This window comes from Vibrio paucivorans, from assembly GCF_054053395.1.
The window spans coordinates 1,852,159-1,875,485 of record NZ_CM133230.1; the positions used below are offsets into that span (position 1 = coordinate 1,852,159).

Below are 23,327 nucleotides of genomic sequence, written 5' to 3' on the forward strand. Positions count from 1 at the left end.
GAGAGGGGCTTAAAAGGAATTGAGGCATTTATGGCTTACAGTACTTTTTCTCAAAACAAGAATGACCAACTCAAAGAACCAATGTTCCTAGGTCAATCAGTAAACGTTGCTCGTTACGACCAACAGAAATTTGAAATTTTCGAAAAGCTAATCGAAAAGCAGCTTTCTTTCTTCTGGCGTCCAGAAGAAGTTGACGTATCTAGCGACCGTATCGACTACAACAAGCTTCCTGAGCATGAAAAGCACATTTTCATCTCTAACTTGAAGTATCAAACGCTGCTAGATTCAATCCAAGGCCGCAGCCCTAACGTTGCTCTACTTCCACTGGTATCTCTACCTGAAGTAGAAACTTGGATTGAAACATGGTCATTCTCAGAAACGATTCACTCTCGCTCATACACGCACATCATTCGTAACATTGTAAATGATCCTGCTATTGTGTTTGACGACATCGTTGAGAACGAGCATATTCTTAAGCGTGCAAAAGACATTGCACACTACTACGACGACCTAATTCAGCTGACTAACGACTACCACCGTTACGGTGAAGGTACACACGAACTGAATGGCGAAACAGTGACTGTTAGCCTGAATGAGCTGAAGAAGAAACTGTACCTATGTCTGATGTCAGTGAACGCACTTGAAGCAATTCGCTTCTATGTAAGCTTTGCGTGTTCATTTGCTTTCGCTGAGCGTGAGCTAATGGAAGGTAACGCGAAGATCATCAAGCTAATTGCACGTGATGAAGCATTACACCTAACAGGTACTCAGCATATGCTGAACCTACTTCGCAATGGTCAAGACGACTTCTCATTCATGCAAATTGCAGAAGAATGTAAGCAGGAATGTTTCGACCTGTTTAAAGAAGCTGCAGAGCAAGAAAAAGAGTGGGCTGAATACCTATTCAAAGACGGATCAATGATCGGCCTTAACAAAGACATCCTATGCCAATACGTTGAGTACATTACCAACGTTCGTATGCAAGCTGTAGGTTTAGGTACGGCTTACCCAGAAGCGACTTCTAACCCAATCCCTTGGATTAACGCTTGGTTATCTTCTGATAACGTACAGGTTGCGCCACAGGAAGCGGAAATCAGCTCTTACCTAGTAGGCCAAATCGATAACGAAATTAACGCGGATGACTTCGAGGGCTTCGAACTGTAATGCCAACGATAAAAATCAACACGCTCACAGCGATTGAGTCTAACCCATCAAATACCTTGTTAGAAACAATGGAGAATGCTGGATTGGAGCCAGAGTATAACTGCCGAGATGGCCACTGCGGTGCTTGTCGTTGTACTTTGAAATCAGGCGAAGTCGAGTATGTTGGTTTTGCTATGGCATATACACAAGGCGATGAAATCCTTCCGTGTATTTGTAAAGCCAAAAGTGACATTGAGCTTGAGAATGTCAGCTACCGTTTGAAAGAAAAACGAGCTTAGCTATCTTTCTATACAAATAGATAATAAAAAGACCAGCTATCGAGCTGGTCTTTTTCAGGTATGGACAAATACTTATCTAAGCCTCTAAAGAAAGAAAAACTCTACGAAGTAATTGAAGAATTTGTTAGTTAATGATTAGCGACTAAAGACAACCGTGCCCTTTGCTTTAGCTGAGGCCATTGAAGGGCCTCATTGCTGCAAAAATGCATCCGCAGTCATAACAGACACTGCTTTATCTGCGACTTCTCTACCGTCGTTATCAAACAAAGACAACCTATAACCTTGTGTACTTGCATTGTTACTTTCACAAGGCGCATGCAACCAACGAGAAACCACATCACAATCGTCACCATTGAGAGCCTCACCAAGAACGACTTTCTGACTAGCCACTTTGTACCAAACAAGAATTTTGGACTGGTTAAACATGCTCGCCTCCTTGATGAGCTTCCTTTCCGAAATGTCAGTGTACAAACAAAATGGCAAGAATGGAGGCTTACAGATGCGACAATTTTATCGCTTACCTATAAATCATCGACTTAGATTTATATCGATTTATTCTAAGAAATAAATATGAGCAGGAGTGAGTAATAAGACCAAAATTCATCAGCTTATTACTGAACGCTGCTCGGTAGTAATTTGACAAAGAAGGCATCGTTGTCATGCCTTCTAAGATTTTGATTTACAGAACGTTTGCAGGAAGGTGCATTTCTTTTAGGCTTGTCGTTGAACTGTAGTTAACAAATACTGGCTTGCCAGATAAGTACCTACGTAACATGTCAGCAGCTATAGTACCAACCAGCTCTTTTTGATCTTGTTTGGTAAAGGTTCGATTGAACTTCAACTGTTGTCCCCACTCACCTTGTGGTGTAGAAAGCGCAACTGTAAATTGATCTTCTTCCACTTTACCCGTTACTAAACCAATGTCCGTTGCACACTTCTCTCGAGTTGCCCCAGAAAGCGCGAATGCCGCAGCTAATGAGTCTTGATCTTTCGTGCCCACTTCAGTTGCACCGCTCAACACCCAAGTGTGACCACAGAATGAAGCGGCACGTTCATTAGAATGAAGCCAGTTCGTCAACCAACCCTGTGTTGATTGCTCCGAAATCGAAACAGACAATTTTTTCTCAGCAATGAGATGACCTAGATGATCTAACATACTCTCATCAACACTGACGACATGGCATTCAATCAATTTGTAGATCAGCTGTAACAAACGAACTCGAGTATCCAAATCACCTTTAGGGCCAAACAGCTTTACTTCGATAAAAGGCAGATATGAACGATAACCCAGCATGTAGCCTTGAGGTAACTGCACCTTATCCAACTTATCTGATAAACCGGATTCTGATGTACCAAAAGTAAATAAGCGGCTGCAATCGCTTCCAACCTGATCTGGAAAACGAGATTGCAAGTCAGGCAGAATCTGAGTATCAACCATCATCTTAAACTCGCTTGGAACACCAGGAGTGAAATAAAATAGGCAATCGTTGATTAGCATTTTGAAGCCACACGCAGTGCCAATCGGATTATCAATGATTTCGCTCGAAGCCGGTAACATTGCTTGCTTTAGGTTGCTGTCGGGCATAGGAACGCCACGCTTTTGAAAAAATGCTTTCAGTGTTTCTAACCACTCGGGAAACAAGACCAGCTCTTGATCACTCGCTTTAGCCGCAGCGGCTGAACTAAGGTCATCCGTTGTTGGCCCCAACCCACCGTTGACGATAACAACATCCATATTAAAGCTCAGCATCATTAGCTCTTCGACTAAATCGGACATAATATCGCCTACAGTCGTGCGTTTTGACAAAGAGAAACCTTTCTCAAAAAACTGACGAGACATCCACGCAGCGTTGGTGTCGACTATATCTCCGTGTAGCACTTCTTCACCGGTGCTTAGCATTGCAATCTTTAACATTAATTTTCCAGAGCGTTCGAGAACTTACCTGCTATCATCACATATTGAGCACAATATGAAACAACAATTTGCACTTATCTAAAGTTTTATGTCCGTCGCATAACGAATAAGTTCATTTTGGTGTTTTCATTGGCAGCTCTTTATTGGATAATTGTGAATCTCGTCATTGAAAAACATTAACTTGGAGTTGTCCGTGTCTAAGAAAAGCATCGCTGCACTTATGCTAGCGTGTTCCGCAAGCGCGCATGCAGCGAATTACGACTATAACCAACATATCGAGTTTTCCTACACGGTCGACTGCGAAAACGGATTTTGCGCTAACAACAAGTATTCTTACCAACCGAGCGTATATACCCCTGAAGAACCTTACGTCATGAGCTTGAAAGAGCCAGAACTAAACGTAGAACAACCAGCATTACCGAAGTACCTTACGGTACAAGATGGTAAAGATTGGGATTACCTGATGGGCCAAACCTATACAATCCTAGGTTTAAGTGTCGCAACCGTTGGCTTAATGACTCTACTACCCGAATCCATCACAAAGTGGGATGAAGATGATCGCGATATGAGCGAACTCGGCAGTAAGTGGGTGGATAACGTGTCTTCTGGCCCGGTATGGGATCGCGATGAACACTTCCTTAACTACATCATGCACCCATACTTTGGTGGTGTTTACTATACCGCAGCTCGTCACGCGGGCTTCAATGAGTTTGAGTCTTTCCTCTATTCCGCAACCATGTCGACTTTCTTTTGGGAATACGGTGTAGAGGCATTTGCTGAAGTACCATCATGGCAAGATATATTCATTACTCCATTCTTCGGTGCCGTTGTGGGTGAAATCATGTTCGAAACAGAGCAAGACATCGTCGCACAAGGTGGTTATGTAATGGGTTCTAAAACCATGGGTGACGTTTCGCTATTCTTCTTGAACCCTGTAGGTCATATCCACGGCTGGGTATCTAATGCTTGGGGTGGTAGTGCAGAGTTCCAGTTTGCGAGCGCACCATGGTTCGGCAACCAAGATGCCGCTAAGTTCGCTATGGATGCTGGTGCTTCATACGACAACGTATTCTACGGCGCAGAAATGAAGATTTACTTCTAACCTGAGCAGAATAACTTAAAGCGTCATTGAGAAAAGCGGTGTTTATTCACCGCTTTTTTGTGCCTGAGTGAACATAATCGCCCTGTCCAAATCCCTTTAATTCGAAAAATTGACTTTGGTCAAATCATGCCCAACTGTAAGTTCTACACTGAAACTAACAATTAAATGAACCAGTTACGGACAACGTTTATGAGGGGCACGCCATGAACAGTACTTTCATTGTTAATTTTGTTGGCAAGGCAACGCCAGCAACCATCAAGCAACTTGCTGCTGTTACCCATGAAAACGGCGGTAAATGGTTAATCAGTAAAGTGAACTTCATTGAAGACCAGGTTGCTGCGGTAATTAAAGTAGAATTACCCGCGGTTAACGAGCAAGTGGTAAAACAAGCATTCCAGTCTCATCCTGAACTGTTAGTTCAAATCACCGAAGCAGACTCTAAGTCTCATGGTGAAGATACCATTTTCCAACTGCGCTTAGATTCAAACGATCGCGCTGGTATTGTTAACGAAATTACCCATGTATTGGATGGCCAGGGGATCAATATTTTGGACATGGACTGCCAACGTGTATTTATTGCTGGCGGAGGCGGTGTTAGCTCCAGTTTATTCACTTCAAACATGGCGGTGCGCCTACCTGGAGAAATCCAAATCGAAGACGTTGCTAAAGAGCTAGAAGCACTGAGTGAAGATACAAGAGTGATACTCGAAGCTTAAATCTCAACTTAGTTGAATGACAACACAATCTGCACGGGTAACAAAAAAGAGCAGCTCAACGCTGCTCTTTTTAATTTATTCTACGCTCCATTGAGATAGCGAGCGTTTGAAATCAGAATAGTCGAACTCGTTAAGTTTCTGAATACGACCGTCGTTACGCTCACAGTATACCGATGGCATACGTAAGCCATTGAACCAATTGAGCTTAACCATGGTATAGCCCGCACTATCTAATATGTGCAAACGTTGGCCAATTTCTAACGGCTGTTCGAAGCTTGCTTCACAGAACTGATCGCCGGCTAGGCAAGAACAAGAACCAATCACGTAATCATGAGTACCCTGCTCCGAAGCTTCCAATATTGAAGCAGGTTCGTTGTAAATTAAGGTATCTAAACGGTGCGCCTCTGTCGCAGAATCTACAATCGCAGTTTTCTTAACGTTTTCTACGATATCTACGACTGTTACCACAAGGTCGGTTGTTTTGGTGATGATCGCTTCACCCGGTTCAAGGTACATTTGAACGCCGTGTCTCTCAGCAAATGCTTTAAGCGCTAACCCTAACTTTTCGATGTCATAGCCTGGCCAAGTGAAAAACACACCGCCGCCCATGCTTACCCAATCAAGCTTATCTAGGTATTCGCCAAACTGCTCAGAGATTGAATCCAGTAGCGCAATAAATGCATCCACATCTTTGTTTTCACAGTTCATGTGAAACATCACACCATCGATGTTTTCGAATACGTCTGGTTTGATGTGGTCTGCTTGTACTCCAAGACGCGAGAACTGGCGAGCTGGGTTCGCTAAATCTTGACCTGCGTAGCTAACACCTGGGTTAAGTCGAAGTCCGATTGACGCCTTGCCTTCAATGATATGCCGATAAGCAGCGAGCTGAGATTGTGAGTTAAAGATCATCTTGTCACAGATATCTGCAACTTCTCTTACATCGTCCTCACTATAACCCACACTGTAAGCGTGCGTTTCACCACCAAAAGTTTCGTGACCCAATTTTACTTCAAATGGGCCCGAGCTTGTCGTGCCATCCAAATATGGCTTGATGATGTCAAATACACCCCAAGTAGAGAAGCACTTCAAAGCAAGCACTAGCTTAACGCCAGAAATCTCTTTTAGCTGCTTTGCTTTCTCTAAGTTCTCAATCAACTTATCTTCGTTGATCATAAAGTATGGGGTTTTAAGTTCTTCTTTCTGAAATGTCATTTTCTATACGCACTCAAGCAGCATCTAAAAGATGGAAAGGGAAATTATATGATTGGTGTGATTTAGTTTGGTTTTGTCCTGCCCGAACGAAGTGAGTTACAAAACCAAAATAAATGATACCAATACCTTAAGGCTGTCATTTATAAAAAGGGAACAACTCGTGTCCCCTTCGATACTAAATTAAACAAGAACCCCGTTCTTAATTTTCCAATTCATGGATCACAGGTAGACCTTGGCCGGCTTCTAACTCTTGAACATGCCAATCTAGACCGATCCCCGGCATTGTTTCTAGGAACGGGTCTGGGTTTAGTTGTTCCATGTTGAACACACCTTTGTCAGCCCACTCGCCACGGAAGAACTGAAGTGCAGCAGTGATCGCAGGCACACCTGTTGTGTAAGAGATCGCTTGGTGCTCAACATCTTCGTACGCCACTTCGTGATCTGCATTGTTGTAGATGAATACGCTACGCTCTTTGCCGTCTTTCTTACCTTGAACCCAAGTACCGATACACGTTAAGCCAGTGTAGCCCGGAGCAAGTGACGTTGGATCAGGTAGAAGCGCTTTTAGCACATGCAGAGGCTGAACGACTGTACCGTCATGCAGCGTTAGCGGGTCTGGGCTCAGCAGGCCGATGTCGCGCATACAGTTGAAGTAGTTTAAGTACTTGTCGCCAAAACCCATCCAGAATTCAATTCGCTTCGCTGGAATGAACTCTTTCATTGAGCGGACTTCGTCGTGTGCCATTGAGTATACTTTGTGAGTACCACAGTTCGGGAAATCAAACTCAAGCATACGGGAGTGACAAGGAACCTGCTTCCACTCTTCGTTTTCCCAGTAGAAAGAATCACCTTGGATCTCAAGCATGTTCGTCTCTGGATCGAAGTTGGTTGCGAACTTCTTACCGTGATCACCAGCGTTTACGTCCATTACATCAATTGTATCGATCTCATCGAACAAGTGCTTAACCGCGTAAGCTGCAAATACTGATACCACGCCCGGATCGAAACCAGCACCCAGAATACCGGTAATACCCGCTTCTGCGAACTTCTCACGGTAGCCCCACTGCCAATCATAAGCTTGTGGTACTTGCTGGCCTTCTGAACATAGGTCAACCGCAACTGATGTATCTAGGTAAGATACTTTTGCTTGGTAACATGCTTCCATAATGGCCATGTTTACCCACGGAGGACCTGCATTGATGACGAGGTCAGGCTCAACTTCTTTAATAAGAGCAACAAGTGCCTCTACATCGTCTGCATTAACTGCACGCGCTTCCAGTTTCTTAGATGCATCTTTCAGGTTGTTTTTCTTCTGAATAGATTCGATGATTTTTTCACACTTACTTACGGTGCGTGAAGCGATTGTGATGTCACCCAATACATCGTTATTTTGTGCTGCCTTATGTGCAACTACCCAGCCAACACCGCCTGCACCAATTTGTAAAATAGCCATTATTCCAATTCCTTACTTCGCCAACTCTAGGGCTAGCTGATTAATGTTTTGTAGAAGTTTCTCAAAATCTGACAACGTCAGACATGGGTTCAAAATAGTAAACTTAAGTGCTGACTTGCCATCGATAACCGTTTCGCCTAGCACCGCAATCCCACGTACTAGTGCTTCGATACGAACTTGCTGGTTCAGCGTATCCCAATCTGAGCTGTCGCCATGGGTAGTACGGAATAGCACTGTCGACAATGACGGCCTAGCTAACAGTTCCAAATGGGGCTGCGCGTCTACCATGTCGGCGACTTGCAATGTTTGCTCAAGCAGATGATCGTACATCTCGCCTAGCTGATTTGGCCCAACGCTTTGCATCGTCATGAAGACTTTTAGCGCATCGAAACGTTTGGTTGTTGCGATGGATTTGTCTACCAAATTTGGCAACTCGTCATGCTCTCTATTGAGGTAATCAGCGTGATGAAGCAAGAACTTAAAGTTCGCTTTATCATTCACAAGCAGAGCACCACAACTGATGGTTTGGAAGAACAGCTTATGGAAATCAACACTGATTGAGCTTGCTTGCTCGATACCCTGTAGACGACACTTCGAGCCACTTAGAATTAGCGCACCACCGTAAGCGGCATCAACATGCATCCACATTTCGTGTTGCTTGGCGATATGAGCAATAGCTTCTAAGTCATCAATCGCTCCGTGGTCAGTAGTACCTGCCGTTCCAACAATGGCAAAAGGAATCAAGCCTTGCGCTTTAGCGTCATTTAACACTTGCTCAATTTGGTCTGATTTCATCGTACCGTCGGTATTAGCGGGTACAGAAAGAACCGCTTTCTCACCTAACCCCATCCAAGACGCTGATTTCTGCACAGTAAAGTGCGCATTTTCTGAGCACACGATACGAAGTTTATCGGCATAGCTTGGCAAGCCCAGTTTCTGAATTGAGTGGCCACTTAACTTATTGGCAATCCAATCACGCGCTAACAACAGCCCCATCTGGTTACTTTGAGTGCCACCGCTGGTCATGATGCCATCGGCCTGACCACCCAATTGGTATTTATCGCATAACCAGTTCACCACTTTTTGCTCTACATACGTCGCTGATGAAGCTTGATCCCATGAGTCCATAGATTGGTTTAGCGCTCCAATCATTGCTTCAGCCGCAACCGACGGCATAAGTGGAGGAGTGTGCAAATGCGCAATACAGTTAGGGTGTTGAGTAAAAATAGAGTTTTTAGCGACGAGATCAGTCGTGCTCTCAATCACTTCTTTTAAACTTTTATCAGAAGCATCAAGGTTCACATCATTGATCTGCTGTTCTAACACCTTTGGATCCAACCCCGAATACGGTTGGTCGACTTGCTCGAACATATCCTGCATAACACGAGTGGTGTGGTTCATGACAGATGCAAACTCATCCGCACCCGCTACGCCGGTATGAATGAAGTGCTTTTTCCAACTTTCGTGACCAGCCACATCTTCGCTGTGCTCAATCAGTCCTGCTCCGCTAACTAACATTGCTTCTTCTAGAGTGCGAAGCGCAAAGTCGATTTGTTCAAAAGAGATGATAATCGGTGGCAGGAATCGAATGACAGAACCATCTCGGCCGCCCTTTTCAACCATTAGTCCACGCTCTAGAGCAGCTCGCTGAATTCTTAAGGTTAGTTCACCATCAGATGCAGGTTCACCAAATTTATTCAGTTCACCACTCGGCTTTTTAATTTCAACGCCTAGCATCAAACCTTTACCGCGAACCTCTGCCACACAGTTAACGCGTTTCTGGATGTTTTCTAGGCCGAGTCGTAGGTATTGACCAGCGATATTAGCGTGTTCGACCAAGTTGTCGCGCTCAATGATTTCAAGCGCCTTAGCACCTGATACCATCGCCAGTTGGTTACCACGGAAAGTCCCAGTGTGCTCACCAGGGCGCCAAGTATCGACTTTTTTGTTGAATACAAGAATCGACATTGGCATTCCGCCACCAATGGCTTTGGACAAACAAAGAATATCGGGTGTGATCCCGGCTTCTTCGAACGCAAAACGATAACCAGTTTTGCCAACGCCACATTGAATCTCATCCAAAATGAGTAGGATTTCATGCTCATCACAAATACGACGGATATCACGCAACCATTGCGCAGGAGCAGGAATGACCCCGCCTTCACCTTGTACTGGCTCCAAGATGATCGCTGCAGGTTTCATGATCCCTGCTTCATCATCATTCAGTAATCGCTCGATGTAGCGGATGTTTGCCTTCGCACCCTCTTCACCACCAAGGCCAAATGGGCAACGCAGACTATAAGGGAACGACATAAAGTGAACGTCTGACATCAAGCCAGTGCGACGCTCTTTAGTACCAAGGTTACCCATCATGCCCATAGTACCGTTCGTCATACCGTGGTATGCGCCACGGAACGCAAACATAGTGTTACGGCCGGTCGTCTGTTTCGCGAGTTTGATGGCGGCTTCAACGGCATCTGCGCCCGATGGACCACAGAATTGAATAGCGGACTCTTTAGCAAACTCTTCTGGCAGAAAGGCTTTCACTTGTTTAATGAAGTTCGCTTTCGCAGATGTAGTAATGTCCAGTGTTTGGTAAGGCAGTCCCGAATCAAGCTGATCTTTAAGCGCTTGGTTGATTTCAGGGTGGTTGTAGCCAAGAACGAGAGTTCCTGCACCGGCTAAGCAATCTAAGAATAATTGACCACGAGTATCTTCTACCAACACACCGTGTGCTTGCTTAATCGCGATAGGCAATCGGCGCGGATAAGAGCGCACTTCAGATTCATGCTCAGCCTGATCAAGCAATACTTGATCGGGCGTTAAATCATAAAGGCCCTCGAGTAATGGAACCTGACTAGAAAAAGGGGTTGCGATAGCGTTTGTATCGACTTCAAAGGCTGTACTCATTGTAAAATCTCTTGAGACGTAATAACCAAAGCCCGCCGCAAATATTCGAGTATTTTTTATGGGCGAGATATAGCAATGCCTTCCGAATAGCTAAAGAGTAGCCACGGAATAGCAGTCATCACTAGGATGACGAATAACGAGATCAGAGAGTTCAGGGCTCAGTAATACTGCTGCTTTGAAGAACAGGGCACTGAGGAAGTACGAAGCTGATTAATGTGTGTAAGTTGTGTGAGTTCAATGTTGGGTTTCCCATATACGTACTGTTATAAAACAGCACTTAGTATCCCGTCTATCGACAAAAGGACTTGCCGATACCTACCCTACGCAATGTCACAATCAGCTCGAATGGTCACTGCGCGTATCCCCCAGAAAACCATTGGTAATTCCAACGTCCGAGATTGCGGCGAAAATTATCATAAAATGAAATCAACTGGCAACAATTTTTAATAACAACATTGTAAATTGTCAGAATAAAAAAGCTGGGCTAGACGCCCAGCCTTTTCAATCAAAACTTACCTTTATGCAGCATCGTTTTTGATTATCTGACTCAATAGCTCGATAGAATCGAAGTCGTTGCCTGGGGCGATAAAATCACCCAATATCGTTGCCCCGCCCTCTACGACGATTGTCTGCTCGCCTTCTTCATGTTCTATAGTAAGCGCTAAGTCATCATCAACGATTTCAACGTCTATATTTTCGATTAACTCAGTCACATTCTCACTCTCGGTGTCATCCAATACATCGTCGAGATCGATCATGTCGATGGCTAACTCGAAGTCTTTAATCACATCCGTACCGTCATCCAAGGTGCTATCTAACCACTGGAATACATCCGCACCACTGCCACCAACAAGTGTGTCATCCCCGGTACCACCAACTAATGTGTCGTCCCCACCATTAGGTAAATTAGCGAGTTGATACTCTTCTAAGTTATCCCAGATAAACTCATAGACTTCAGCTTCGCTTGGCTCGCTCCCATTTTTAAGTTCTAAGAACCTAGCAAGTCCATCGAATCCGCTTTGATCATCGAAGTCGTCGGGTTTAGCTGGATTCCCATCAATTCCCCACGGTAAATGAGCTGTACTGAGCGAATCACCAAAAATAACGTCGTCGCCGCCTTGTCCGTACAGGGTATCATCACCACTACCGCCATACAGAGTGTCATTTCCCCCTCTTGTTTCATCGTACAAGTCATACAACATATGATTTTCAGCGATAAAGGCGTCTATCTGCGCCTGACTTGGTTCCGATTCATTCTTTAGCCTCAAAAACTCTTTCAGGCCATCTAATCCTTCATTGCCGACAAACCCTTCTGGCATAACCGGGTTACCATCCACTCCCCAAGGCAAGTTGCTCACGTTTATCGCGTCACCAAAGATCGTGTCATGGCCACACGCGCCGTTTAAGTGGTCATCATCTAAATCACGTAAAACTGTATTTGAAGTTTCTCCGATAAGTGCTGCGTCAAGCTGGTCGCCGCGAGTTACAACATCGACCTGACCAATAGGATCGCCATCTGAATCCGTTCCGACAACATCAGAGTTATCAAACTTACGCAGCAACTCCGTATTGCTCTCATTAGTCGCTATACCAATTGCGCGCACCGTGCTGATTTCGGCGACATCTTCATAGGCCTCTAGCGCTCTTGATACATCGAGCGGGTCTGTGCTCCCACCAGTCCTAGATTCGTCTCCATTGTGGGTGGTTGGCTTACCATCAGACAAGAATAGAGTGACGTTCTCAAAGTCATTATCCATGTCATCAAACCATTCACCAGCCTTTAAAAACGCCGCTTCATAGTTGGTCGCACCGCCATCATCAAGTTCTTCAATGGCCGTTTCAAGAGCACTCCAGTTATTATCTTGTATGTCTTCCAATGCAATGACTAAAGATGCCCTGGATGCAAAACTAATAAGTGAAATGTTTATAGTGCCGGAGTGCGTATCAACCTGCTCGACAAAGTTTTTCAGAGACGACTTCATGACATCAATTCGACTTTTGTTGTTTTCAAAGTCATTACCCATACTGCCAGAGACGTCTGCTAGGATCGCAATGTTGTAATTAACCGCTGGAATAACAGTTGTCACCGTGCCACCAATATCCCCCATCAACACGTCATCAGTACACGGGCGTTCTTCTTCGTCTAGCTCATTCAATGAAACTTCGATGGTTGACTCCGCACCTTCCGAATCGGTCGCAACGACAGTGATCGTGTGTGCATTGAGACCAAGTTCATCTTCATAGTCATTGGTAAAGGCTTGAACACCTACTGCTGTAAGGGAGATATTACCTTCACTGTCTATCTCGAACAGCCCATCAAGCGGGTCATTTTCCTCATAACGGATACTGTAACTAACACTGTCCCCAGCATCAGGATCATTCGCGGTGACTTGGCCGATATTGGTCGAATCGAGAGAGTTTTCGTAGTAGCTGAAGCTGTAGTCGTCGCCCTCTTCTGGTGGCTCGAACTCTGGCGGTTCATTAACATCAAGCTCATTCAATGAGACTTCTATGGTAGATTCCGCCCCTTCCGTGTCAGTGGCAACCACCGTAATGGAGTGCGCATTTAAGTTCAGTTCGTCTTCAAAATCATTAGTAAACGCCTCGACACCGGCAGGTGTGAGGCTGATATTACCGTTGCTGTCGATTTCAAATAGACCATCCAGCGCGTCTTCTTCACCATAGCGAATGCTATAGCTAACACTGTCACCTGCATCTGGGTCGGTAGCCGACACCTGACCAATAATGGTGCCGTCTTTTGAGTTTTCGTAGTAACTGAAGCTGTAGTCGTCGCCTTCTTCTGGTGGCTCGAACTCTGGTGGTTCATTAACATCAAGCTCATTCAATGAGACTTCTATGGTAGATTTCGCCCCTTCCGAGTCAGTGGCAACCACCGTAACGGAGTGCGCATTTAAGTTGAATTTGTCTTCAAAATCATTAGTGAACGCCTCGACACCAGCGGGGGTGAGGCTGATGTTACCGTTGCTGTCGATTTCAAACAGACCATCCAACGCGTCTTCTTCACCATAGCGAATGCTGTAACTGACACTGTCACCCGCATCTGGGTCGGTGGCCGACACCTGACCAATAATGGTGCTGTCTTTTGAGTTTTCGTAGTAGCTGAAGCTGTAGTCGTCGCCTTCTTCTGGTGGCTCGAACTCTGGCGGTTCATTGACATCTTGTTCGTTAAGCGTGACCGCAATTTCAGTTTCATTCACACCATCTGATGCAATAACGGTGATGTTATGACTATTGGTTAGCGCTTCATAATCGTTAGTAAAAGCTTCTGCTCCGGCAGCAGTAAGGCTAATATTCCCATTATCATCTATTTGGAATAAGTCGACGCCCTCGATTTGAACGTTGCTGTCGATCCTGTAGCTCACCTCAGCTTCTTCAGGGTCACTTGCACTCACCTGACCAAGAGTCTCCCCTTGTGCAGAGTTTTCATCGTAGCCAAAAGTATACTCATCACCTTCAATTGGTGGTTCGAAAACCGGTGGTTCATTCACGTCCTGCTCATTCAACACTACATCTATATCTACAGACTGTGGAGTTCCGTTACCATCCACTTCGGTCACTGTTACAACGACAGTATGCTGGTTCGCTAAGGTTTCAAAATCGTTGGTATAAGCTTCTGCGCCTTCAAGAGTTAAGGTGATCTCTCCAGTGACAGAGTCGATGCGATATAGAGCATTATTGCTTTCGTCAAAAACATTACCAGTAATGCTATACGCCAGAACCTGATTGTCTGGGTCCGTTGCATTGACTTGACCAATCACGTCCGTATCGCTTATTCCTTCGTTATAGCTAAAGGAGTACTGATCTCCATCATTTGGTTCAAACTGCGGTAAATCGTTAGTACCGTTGATTGTGACAGTGACACTCTCGGCTCCACCATCCAAGGTTTCGACATCAAACTCATCGACCAAAGCGTCGCCAACGTTAAGTTCATTAAACGCACTATCCGCTTCGTACGTCCAGTTTCCGTCCTCATCAATGGAGAACGAGCCAAAGCTTCCTTCTGTATTTGTTTGCTCAACAAACGCTGGTGCTTCTGAGCTTTCTAGTGTCCCGGTAATGACCAATGGCTCGTCAGTCTCATCTTCTGCGACACTATCACTATCAGTAACTAGAGCTTCTGCGATTAAGGCTTCAGCGATCAATTCCGCAAGCTCCAAGCTTTGTGTTTCGGACAACCCCTGACCTTCTAAACCGGAGGTATCAAACTGAGTTGAGGCAATGACCTCGGCACCAGTACGTTCAATGTCCCCCGTTCCAGTAGGGCTTGATCCATTCTGACCACCTGCTGCAGTAGCAAAATCATCATTTTGCGTTGGGTCTTCCCCTTGTTCAATTTGACCAATAATTTGCGCAATTTCATTTTCTAGGTCTAGACTTTGATTTGAGGCGTCTTCATTGATTAAATTTGCTTGTATATCAACATTGGAAGGATTTTCATTGTCGATCGTCACCACTACTTCCCCGGGCTGAGCTTGCTCCCCCGGACCAAGTTCCCTCAATTGCCCATTGGCGTCGATCACCACGGTCGTATTTGCCATTATCAGCTGTAAAACGTTATTTGCACTCATAAGCCTGCCCCTTGAACAACAAAAAACGGACAGCCCCAGCCCAGCATCCGTCATATGCTGTGTTTTTTCCTCTATTAAATTTAGTTGGCAACTACTGACAATCAACTCAATAGCGGGATAAAAATTTACTTTTCACGCAAGTTGTCAATAAATAAAAGGATTTATTTTTTGAATTAAGTTCTCAAATTCTCAGTTACTAAACTAGACTTCCTGAGATCACAATCAAAACCAAAATACCCATTAGGTATCGAGCCTGTTCAGTGCTCTGAGCGTGCAGCTTAGGAGGAGACCTATAGTGAAATGGAACAAACCTGTTTTGCTGAGTTGTTTGATAGCCGCAAGTTTTGGCGCCTCTAGCCAAACATTGGAACAAGCAGTGGCGATAACCTTGGCAACCAACCCCGAGATAAAAAGCATATTCAATGAATATTTAAGTAAGGTAAAAGAGAGTGACGCCTCCTCTGGGGCGTATTTACCAAGTATTGATCTTGATGCCGGCATTGGCTACGAAGGAATTAGCCCAGCTGAATCTCTTAATCAACCCGATACCGACTTAACAAGAAAAGAAGCAACAATTAGCCTTACTCAACTGATCTGGGACGGTTCTTCCACATTAAGAGATATGGACAGAACAGCGGCGGAAGCCGAATCTGTCAGGCTACAAGTACTTGCTGATGCTCAAGATATTGCGTTGCAAGTCACCCAAGTTTACTTAGACGCGGTAAAAGCCACTGAAATACTGGCACTGTCTGAAAGTAACCTATCTGTACACAAAAAAATCTATAAGGACATTAAACGACGCGCTGAATCAGGAATTGGCTCGACGGCGGATTTATCGCAAGTCGAAGCAAGGATAGCAAAGGCGCACGGTAACCTGCTGGCCGCCCAGAACAATTTGGTTGATACCCATACCCAGTTTCATAGATTAGTCGGCCAACAACCGTTAGGACTCATTTACCCTAGAGCTGACGTTTCTAAGCTTCCCCTATCCCTTACCGATGCGCTTGTTGAAGCCTATGACGCTCACCCTGTCATCAAAATTGCTAATGCCGATATTGACTCCGCGCGCTTCCAATATGAGCAGTCTAAAGGGAACAACTACCCAACCATATCGTTTGAAGCGAGCCAATCGTGGCGAGATGATGCAGCGGGCGATGAAGGCAACAGTGAAGAAACACTAGCGATGCTTCGCTTACGCTACAACCTCTATAATGGCGGCAGTGACAGAGATTTGACTGAACGTTCCGCTTACCAATTGAACAAAGCGAAAGACCTAAGAGATAACGCCTACCGTCAGGTAGAAGAAGGCCTTCGTTTATCTTGGTCTGCTCTCGACCTTACTCTGCAACAGAAAAACTTTCTTGCCGACCATGTAGACTCAGCTTCTGAAACCGTTATTGCCTATGAAAAACAATATCGAATTGGTCAACGAACCTTACTCGATTTACTTAACACCGAAAACGAGTTGTTCGAAGCAAGAAAAGATTACTTGGATGCTCACTACTCTGAGCAATATGCCAAGTATCGGGTTATGAACGCAACAGGTTCACTATTGGACGCGTTGCTTGTTGATATCCCAGAAGAATGGACACAACGAGTGGAGTACTGATAATGAAAACTGTAACTATATCGACGCTCACTATACTCGTAGCCGGCTTTGTCATTAGTGGTTGCGCTAATGACGATTACCCCTATATCGATACACCGCAAGCGAACCAAATTTCTGACCTGTTAGATGACGATAGAGACGGCGTCGTTAATGCTCGCGATATTTGCCCAGGGACTCCAAGAGGTTCAACTGTAGATAATGACGGCTGTGGCGAAACCATACGCTCAGAGGACACTCGTCAGCTGCGAATCCTATTTGCCAATGATTCTTACGAAATCAACCCTGTATTTGGTAGCCAGATACAGACTATGGCTGATTTCTTAAAAGTCTATAAATCCGCCTCAATAGAAATTCAAGGCTACGCAAGTAAGGTAGGCGCACCAGAGTACAACTTAGAACTTTCTAAGAAACGGGCACACACTGTAGAAGAGAAGCTACTTTCTTACGAAATTGACCCTAAACGTGTAAGAGTGGTGGGGTACGGCGAAACCAGACTCGAAACTGATGGTGACGACCCAGCCTCCCATGCAGCAAACCGAAAAGTTACCGCAACGGTTGTTGGGCTAAAAGAAGAAGTGGTTGAAGAATGGAACATATTCACCACCCTAGAAAAATAAAAAAACGCTCCCATCGGGAGCGTTTTCAATTCTAACTTAGTTACGTTTTTGGTCGCATTTACTCGATAGTTGGTGCGTATCCATATCGTACTGTTCTTTAATTGCATCCTTCACTGTTCCTTCCCAAACAGGAACCCCAACGAAGTAACTGGTTCTTGCAACCACATGCGCCGCAATTGGTGCTGTGAACATAACAAAGAAAATCACAGCAATAGCACGGACAACAATCGAAGTGTCTTCCCAGAACACAATCGCAAACACGATAACCAACAAACCAACGCCAAGTGCACCTGCTTTTGTCGTTGCGTGCATTCGAGTCAATACATCTGGCATTCGGTTCAAGCCAATACCTGCCAGCAGCATCAAGAAGGCCCCCATTAGGGCAAAGAATGCTATTACATAATCAATCATCTTTTACTCCTCTTTGCTCTAAGTAACGTGAAAAACCCACCGCGGCTAGGAATGACGTTAACGCCAAAGCGATAGCCACATCAATGAACTTCGGTTCGTCATAAGCGATACTATAAAGAACAACCAAACCTACCGTCAGTGACGCCATTAACTCCAATGCGATCACGCGATCTGGCAAAGATGGGCCTTTTAGCAAGCGAACTAAAGCCAATAACATCGAAATGATCAGCATAAAGAAACAAATACCGTATACAGTCTCTAACATCATCTCTACCCCAGTAAGTCCATAACCATAGCTTCAAGTCGCTTAAATTCAGCGATATGCTGCTCTTCATCTTCAAAGTACATAATGTGTACGTACAACACTTTTTTGTCGGTAGACACGTCTAGCGCTAGTGAACCTGGGGTTACAGTGATTAGGTTTGAAAACACTGTAATAGCGCCATCTGTTTCTAGATCGAGTGGTACACCAATAACCGCAGGCTTCATCAAGTGCGTCGGCGTTAAGACATCATATGCCACTCGAGCGTTCGCTTTAATCAAGTCCCAAATAAAGAACAAGATAAAGTTCGTCAACTTAGGCAACTTGCCAAAGTACGTACCGAACAGTGGTCGATCACGTAACACATACGCCAATACGATGTAACTCATGATCATACCGGCAAACAGGTTCGAAATTGTGTAGGTTCCTGAGAGCACCAGCCAAGCTAGTGCCAACATCATATTCCATCCAAATGCTTTCATGATTAGCCCCCTAGCACCGCTTGAATGTACTGCTGAGGATCTAAGATCTGGTCGGCAGTCATTGAAGCTAATTCAACGAACCACTGTGCATTGATACCAATTGTCACCGTGAGGATAGCCATCAAGATGATTGGTAAGTACAAACATAATCTTTCTGAGTCAGACATTGGTGGCAATGTTTCTGCATCCTCTGGCAGCTTCTTCCAGAATGCTTCCGCCCAAATCTTGATCATTGAATACATTGTTAGTAAGCCAACCGCTAGAGAAGCAATCACACCTATCCACTCTTTTGCTTCAATACCCGCTTTAATGACAACGAATTTAGCAAAGAAGCCTGACAATGGTGGAATACCCGCAAGTGACATTGCTGGAATCGCGAACAAAATCGCTAAGAATGGTGCAGATTTATACAGCCCACCTAACCTGTCTAACTGGTAAGAACCATGCAGTCGATGCATCACACCACCAATAAGGAATAGGTTTGTTTTTACGATGATGTGGTGGAACAAGTAGAACACACCACCAAGGATCGCTAACGGAGTAAACAGCGCTAGGCCCAAGATCATGTAACCAATCTGGCTAACAATGTGGAAAGATAAAATTCTTCTCACTTCATATTGCGCAGCAGCACCAAGTACCCCGGTTACCATGGTAAATATACCCATCCACATCAGAAGCGTGTTATGGGTAAAGGCTAGGTCACCAACAAACACCACACTGAATACACGGTACAATGCGTAGACACCTACTTTAGTGAGTAGGCCTGCAAACACCGCCGAGATCGCAACCGGTGGCGTATGGTATGACGCAGGTAACCAGAAGAACAATGGAAATGCCGCCGCTTTGATACCAAATGCAACCAAGAACAACAGCGAAATGACAGTGACAACTTCTGGGTTATCAGAGCCTGCTAACTTCTGACCTAGATCTGCAATACTCAGCGTACCCGCGTACGCATATAGCAAACCAATAGCGCTTAAGAATAACGCTGAAGACAGTAAGTTCAGTGTGACATATTTTAGTGCACCTTCCATCTGGCTGCGTTCGCCGCCAAGGATAAGCAGACCGAACGATGCCACAAGCATGATCTCAAACCAAACATACAGGTTAAAGATATCACCGGTTAGGAATGAGCCGACTACACCAGCAAGCATCAAATGCAGCAATGGATAAAAGCCGAATTTCTCATGCTCTTCCGTCATCGTAGCAAGTGCGTAGATCGAAATACAAAACGCAACCACAGCCGACACAGTCACCATAACAACGGCAAGCAAGTCAGCGACTAAAGAAATACCAAATGGTGCTTCCCAGCCACCTAAGGTAATCACTTGAATGCCATCATTGTAGACTGTGTTAAACAGCGTAACAGCGGCAATTAACAACGCGAAATTTGAAAATACACTGATCCAGCGTTGCAATGTTTGATGCTTCCACAACACCATAGAAAGTGCTGCTGCAAGCATCGGGATCAGTACTGGCATTAATAGCATCATAGTTGTGAATCTGTACTCTTCATTTCGTTCATATCGTCTGCTCCAATCACTTTATAAGCTCGTTTGATTAGAACCACGGCAAAAGCTAAAACACCAAAACTAATCACAATCGCCGTCAGGATAAGCGCCTGAGGCAGCGGGTCTGCAATTTGTCCTACAGGGCCGGACATCCCTTCTTCGATTAATGGTGGAGCTCCACGAACAAGACCACCACCGGTAAAGATTAGTAAGTTAGCGGCGTTCGAAAGAATGATGAGACCAATCACCAACTTAACGACACTTCGGCGCAACATCATGTAAAGCGCGGCGGCATATAACGCGCCAATCACTATGGCAAATAACGTTGTCATTTAGTCCTCCAACTGCGCAAGTGAAAACAGCAGCGTTGTAACCATGCCCAAAACGACAAGATAAACACCGATATCGAAAATCAAAGGGGTACTAATTTTTAGTTCACCCAAACCAGGAACTTGCACATACCACCAAACTGCACTGAGGAAAGGGCTGCCAGATTTAATTACACCGACGAAGCCACTCATCATCGAAATCAACAGGCCCCCACCCATTAAATATGAGCTATCAATACCAATTAATTTTCTAGTTTGCTTAGCGTCGAATGCGAACAAATGCAAAGCAAACGCGCTTGATGCAACAAGGCCTGCGATAAAGCCACCACCAGGCTCATCGTGCCCTCGGAGTAGCAAGAATACTGAGTACAACAGCAACATCGGCAATAGGAAACGCGCAATGACCTGTAAAATAAGCGAAGTACTTGTATTGTTCATTACTGTTCCTTCTTAGTTCTAAGCATTGCTGTCACACCGATAGCAGCAAGTGACAATACGAATAGTTCACCCAGCGTATCAAGCGCACGGTAATCAACCAGAATAACGTTAACAATGTTACGGCCTTTTGCGATTGGGTAACTGTTCTCAATCAGATAACCGCTGATGCCACCAGGCATTGCGAAATGGACCGCTGTAAGAAGTAGAACCGCCATCATCGCACCAAACATAATTGCAACAATGCAGTCTCTCCATCGCGTATCCGAGCTAGAAAGTTTTTGGAACTTAGGTAATTTGAACAGAACCAGTACCAACATGATGACAGTAAGTGTTTCAATCAGAACCTGAGTAATTGCTAGATCAGGCGCACTAAAGAACACGTAAATCAGCGCCATAGAGAAACCTAGCGCACCAATTGCAGCGACCGAACCTAAACGCAGTGGCGTAGTACAGGCGTAGAAGATAACCGCTAAAATAATGACTGAGATACCAATATCTTTAATCGTCACATCAGAGAAATCAATCTCCCAATGGAAGCCGACCTTGGTGTACATGGCGTAGCCCACTAGAGCAATAGTGGTCATGAAAATGGTCAAAATATAATTGCCCATATAGCCGTTTTGCAATTTAGCGGTCGACCACTTAGCGAATTTCACTAGGTTATCCATAAAGATGTCGTAACCGCGCTCTGGCCCACACTTCAACAGTGGTTTGGCTTGTGCTGCAGTAGGTCTTAGTGAATCCCACTTCTTAAACAGTAAGTAACCAAGTACTAACGCCGTTACACTTATCATCAATGGAAGATTGATGCCGTGCCAAAGCGAAACATCTACCGTTTCCATATTTGTGCCAGAAATTGCATTCACAGCAGCTGTCACTAACGGCGTCACTAGGCTAGGAATTAATCCAAAGATTAAACCAACGATAGACAATACAGTGAACCCTAAACGCATACCGATAGGTGCTTCATGTGCTTGTTTTGGTGTTTCTTTTTTCTTGCCCCAGAAAGGCTTAATAACAAGTAAGCAGGCACAGGCAACAATAAAAATAGAAGTCAATAGCGCCATGAATGCTAATAGTGCAGCCCAAGGGCTAGATAGCACACCAGCAAGCATCATTTCTTTGCCAATAAAGCCAAACAGTGGCGGCACGCCCGCTAAAGCGAGTGCAGCAAGTGACATAAATGCAGCTGTGTATGGCATCGCTTTTCTTAACCCACCAAGCTCACGAACGTCTTTCGTTCCAGTTTCGTGATCAATGGTACCCGCGGCCATGAACAGAGCGCCTTTGTACAAAGCATGTCCAAGTAGGAACACAATCGTCGCAACCAAAGCCGCTTCGGTACCGATGCCGATAAGCATAGTTAACGTACCCAACGCCATCACCGTCGAGTAAGCAAGGATACGTTTAAGATCCGTACTGGTAACCGCCATCGTCGCACCAAGCAACATGGTGACAGCACCAAAACCTGTGAGAAGCAGAGTCCAAGTTTCGTTACCAGCCATTGTTGGTTGCAAGCGAGCCATTAGGTATACACCCGCTTTCACCATCGTTGCGGAGTGAAGGTAAGAACTCACAGGCGTTGGGGCAGCCATGGCATTTGGCAACCAGAAATGGAATGGGAACTGAGCAGATTTCGTAAATGCTCCCAGTAAAATGGCAATCATCATTGCACCAAACAAAGGATGCGATTGCAGATCCGAACCTTGAGCGAGAATTTCTCTAACTTCGTATGTTCCAGCGATCATGCCAAGCATAATGATGCCGGCCAACAAGGCTAAGCCACCACCTACGGTGACAATAAGACCTTGCAGCGCAGAGCGACGAGAAGATTCTTTTTCATGGTAGTAGCCGATAAGCATGTATGACGTAATACTGGTCAGTTCCCAGAACACGAACATTGCCATTAAGTTGCTTGATAGTACGACTCCCAGCATGGCACCCATAAATGCCATTAGATACATCAACAATTTACGTTGATCTGGCTTGTTTGCTAGGTAGCTACCAGCGTAAACAATAACGAAAAAGCCAATGCCAGAGATCAGCAACGCGAACAGCAAGCTTAATCCATCAACCCAAAAATCAAGGCTGATCCCTAAACTTGGTACCCAATCGTAGCTAAACAGCTGAGGTCCCTGCTCTGTAACAGCGGGTAATAGCGTTAAGAAGTAGACAAATAGAGTCGCAGGCAAGAGTGCGAGCAACTTACTCGTTTGCTCGCCAAAGCGACTAAATAGCCACGGAACAAACGCCGCCAGGATAAAACCGGACAGAACGGCAAACAGCATTAAGAGTAGCCTCCAAAGACTTTAAAAAAAACTTTAGG

At 45.0% G+C, this 23,327-nt stretch carries 19 protein-coding genes; 6 read left to right on the top strand and 13 right to left on the bottom strand.

What is annotated here, in order from left to right; all coding sequences use genetic code 11:
- Positions 1 to 30: 30 nt before the first annotated feature.
- Complete coding sequence (gene nrdB / locus ACXABW_RS08495) at positions 31 to 1,164, top strand: class Ia ribonucleoside-diphosphate reductase subunit beta (protein WP_265688126.1); 1,134 nt, start codon at positions 31 to 33, stop codon at positions 1,162 to 1,164.
- On the top strand, positions 1,164 to 1,442 hold the full coding sequence (gene yfaE / locus ACXABW_RS08500; protein WP_252027343.1) for a class I ribonucleotide reductase maintenance protein YfaE: 279 nt from the start codon (positions 1,164 to 1,166) through the stop codon (positions 1,440 to 1,442). Before nrdB ends, yfaE begins: the two co-directional genes overlap by 1 nt.
- A 189-nt stretch (positions 1,443 to 1,631) precedes the next feature.
- On the opposite strand, the gene ACXABW_RS08505 is transcribed toward yfaE, so the two are convergent.
- Both ACXABW_RS08505 and ACXABW_RS08510 read right to left on the bottom strand, forming a co-directional pair.
- Positions 1,632 to 1,868, bottom strand: coding sequence for a hypothetical protein (locus ACXABW_RS08505; RefSeq protein WP_252027357.1), 237 nt, complete (start codon positions 1,866 to 1,868; stop codon positions 1,632 to 1,634).
- A gap of 253 nt (positions 1,869 to 2,121) precedes the next feature.
- Positions 2,122 to 3,357, bottom strand: coding sequence for a CinA family nicotinamide mononucleotide deamidase-related protein (locus ACXABW_RS08510; RefSeq protein ID WP_457522166.1), 1,236 nt, complete (start codon positions 3,355 to 3,357; stop codon positions 2,122 to 2,124).
- A gap of 193 nt (positions 3,358 to 3,550) precedes the next feature.
- Here ACXABW_RS08510 and ACXABW_RS08515 point away from each other — a divergent pair, with 193 nt between their 5' ends.
- Both ACXABW_RS08515 and ACXABW_RS08520 read left to right on the top strand, forming a co-directional pair.
- Positions 3,551 to 4,459 (top strand): DUF3943 domain-containing protein, encoded by a 909-nt coding sequence (locus tag ACXABW_RS08515; protein WP_265688123.1) that lies wholly within the window; start codon positions 3,551 to 3,553, stop codon positions 4,457 to 4,459.
- A 203-nt stretch (positions 4,460 to 4,662) separates the two neighbouring features.
- Positions 4,663 to 5,175, top strand: a complete 513-nt coding sequence (locus tag ACXABW_RS08520) for a glycine cleavage system protein R (RefSeq protein WP_457522167.1) — start codon at positions 4,663 to 4,665, stop codon at positions 5,173 to 5,175.
- Between the two features lie 75 nt (positions 5,176 to 5,250).
- Here the strand turns inward: ACXABW_RS08520 and nspC are convergent, their stop codons facing one another.
- The 4 genes from nspC to ACXABW_RS08540 all read right to left on the bottom strand — a co-directional run bounded on the left by nspC (position 5,251) and on the right by ACXABW_RS08540 (position 15,342).
- On the bottom strand, positions 5,251 to 6,390 hold the full coding sequence (nspC, locus tag ACXABW_RS08525) for a carboxynorspermidine decarboxylase (protein ID WP_457522169.1): 1,140 nt from the start codon (positions 6,388 to 6,390) through the stop codon (positions 5,251 to 5,253).
- Between the two features lie 199 nt (positions 6,391 to 6,589).
- Positions 6,590 to 7,843: a carboxynorspermidine synthase gene (locus ACXABW_RS08530; protein ID WP_457522170.1), complete on the bottom strand. Its 1,254-nt coding sequence runs from the start codon at positions 7,841 to 7,843 to the stop codon at positions 6,590 to 6,592.
- A gap of 12 nt (positions 7,844 to 7,855) precedes the next feature.
- Positions 7,856 to 10,753 carry a diaminobutyrate--2-oxoglutarate transaminase family protein gene (locus ACXABW_RS08535; protein ID WP_457522171.1) on the bottom strand — a complete coding sequence of 966 codons (2,898 nt, stop codon included), beginning with the start codon at positions 10,751 to 10,753 and terminating at the stop codon, positions 7,856 to 7,858.
- A gap of 518 nt (positions 10,754 to 11,271) precedes the next feature.
- Positions 11,272 to 15,342, bottom strand: a complete 4,071-nt coding sequence (locus ACXABW_RS08540; protein WP_457522173.1) for a cadherin domain-containing protein — start codon at positions 15,340 to 15,342, stop codon at positions 11,272 to 11,274.
- A 295-nt stretch (positions 15,343 to 15,637) separates the two neighbouring features.
- Here ACXABW_RS08540 and ACXABW_RS08545 point away from each other — a divergent pair, with 295 nt between their 5' ends.
- The gene (locus tag ACXABW_RS08545; protein WP_457522174.1) at positions 15,638 to 16,951 is read left to right on the top strand and encodes a TolC family outer membrane protein; all 1,314 of its coding nucleotides are present in this window, start codon (positions 15,638 to 15,640) and stop codon (positions 16,949 to 16,951) included.
- A complete protein-coding gene (locus tag ACXABW_RS08550) occupies positions 16,927 to 17,568 on the top strand; it encodes an OmpA family protein (RefSeq protein WP_457522175.1) in 642 nt (213 codons plus the stop codon). The genes ACXABW_RS08545 and ACXABW_RS08550 overlap by 25 nt, the downstream gene beginning before the upstream one ends.
- A 36-nt stretch (positions 17,569 to 17,604) precedes the next feature.
- Here ACXABW_RS08550 and mnhG read toward each other — a convergent pair whose 3' ends face one another.
- The 7 genes from mnhG to ACXABW_RS08585 are packed head-to-tail and all read right to left on the bottom strand — an operon-like array spanning position 17,605 to position 23,289.
- Entirely contained in the window at positions 17,605 to 17,979 is a 375-nt protein-coding gene (gene mnhG, locus ACXABW_RS08555) for a monovalent cation/H(+) antiporter subunit G (RefSeq protein WP_252027371.1), read from the bottom strand.
- Positions 17,972 to 18,247, bottom strand: a complete 276-nt coding sequence (locus ACXABW_RS08560; RefSeq protein ID WP_252027372.1) for a monovalent cation/H+ antiporter complex subunit F — start codon at positions 18,245 to 18,247, stop codon at positions 17,972 to 17,974. The genes mnhG and ACXABW_RS08560 overlap by 8 nt, the downstream gene beginning before the upstream one ends.
- Before the next feature lie 2 nt (positions 18,248 to 18,249).
- Complete coding sequence (locus ACXABW_RS08565; protein WP_457522176.1) at positions 18,250 to 18,723, bottom strand: Na+/H+ antiporter subunit E; 474 nt, start codon at positions 18,721 to 18,723, stop codon at positions 18,250 to 18,252.
- Between the two features lie 2 nt (positions 18,724 to 18,725).
- Entirely contained in the window at positions 18,726 to 20,216 is a 1,491-nt protein-coding gene (locus ACXABW_RS08570) for a Na+/H+ antiporter subunit D (protein ID WP_252027374.1), read from the bottom strand.
- A complete protein-coding gene (locus tag ACXABW_RS08575; protein WP_252027375.1) occupies positions 20,213 to 20,566 on the bottom strand; it encodes a Na+/H+ antiporter subunit C in 354 nt (117 codons plus the stop codon). The genes ACXABW_RS08570 and ACXABW_RS08575 overlap by 4 nt, the downstream gene beginning before the upstream one ends.
- Positions 20,567 to 21,001 carry a Na+/H+ antiporter subunit B gene (locus ACXABW_RS08580; protein WP_252027377.1) on the bottom strand — a complete coding sequence of 145 codons (435 nt, stop codon included), beginning with the start codon at positions 20,999 to 21,001 and terminating at the stop codon, positions 20,567 to 20,569.
- Positions 21,001 to 23,289, bottom strand: coding sequence for a putative monovalent cation/H+ antiporter subunit A (locus ACXABW_RS08585; protein ID WP_265687800.1), 2,289 nt, complete (start codon positions 23,287 to 23,289; stop codon positions 21,001 to 21,003). Before ACXABW_RS08585 ends, ACXABW_RS08580 begins: the two co-directional genes overlap by 1 nt.
- Between the last annotated feature and the right edge of the window lie 38 nt (positions 23,290 to 23,327).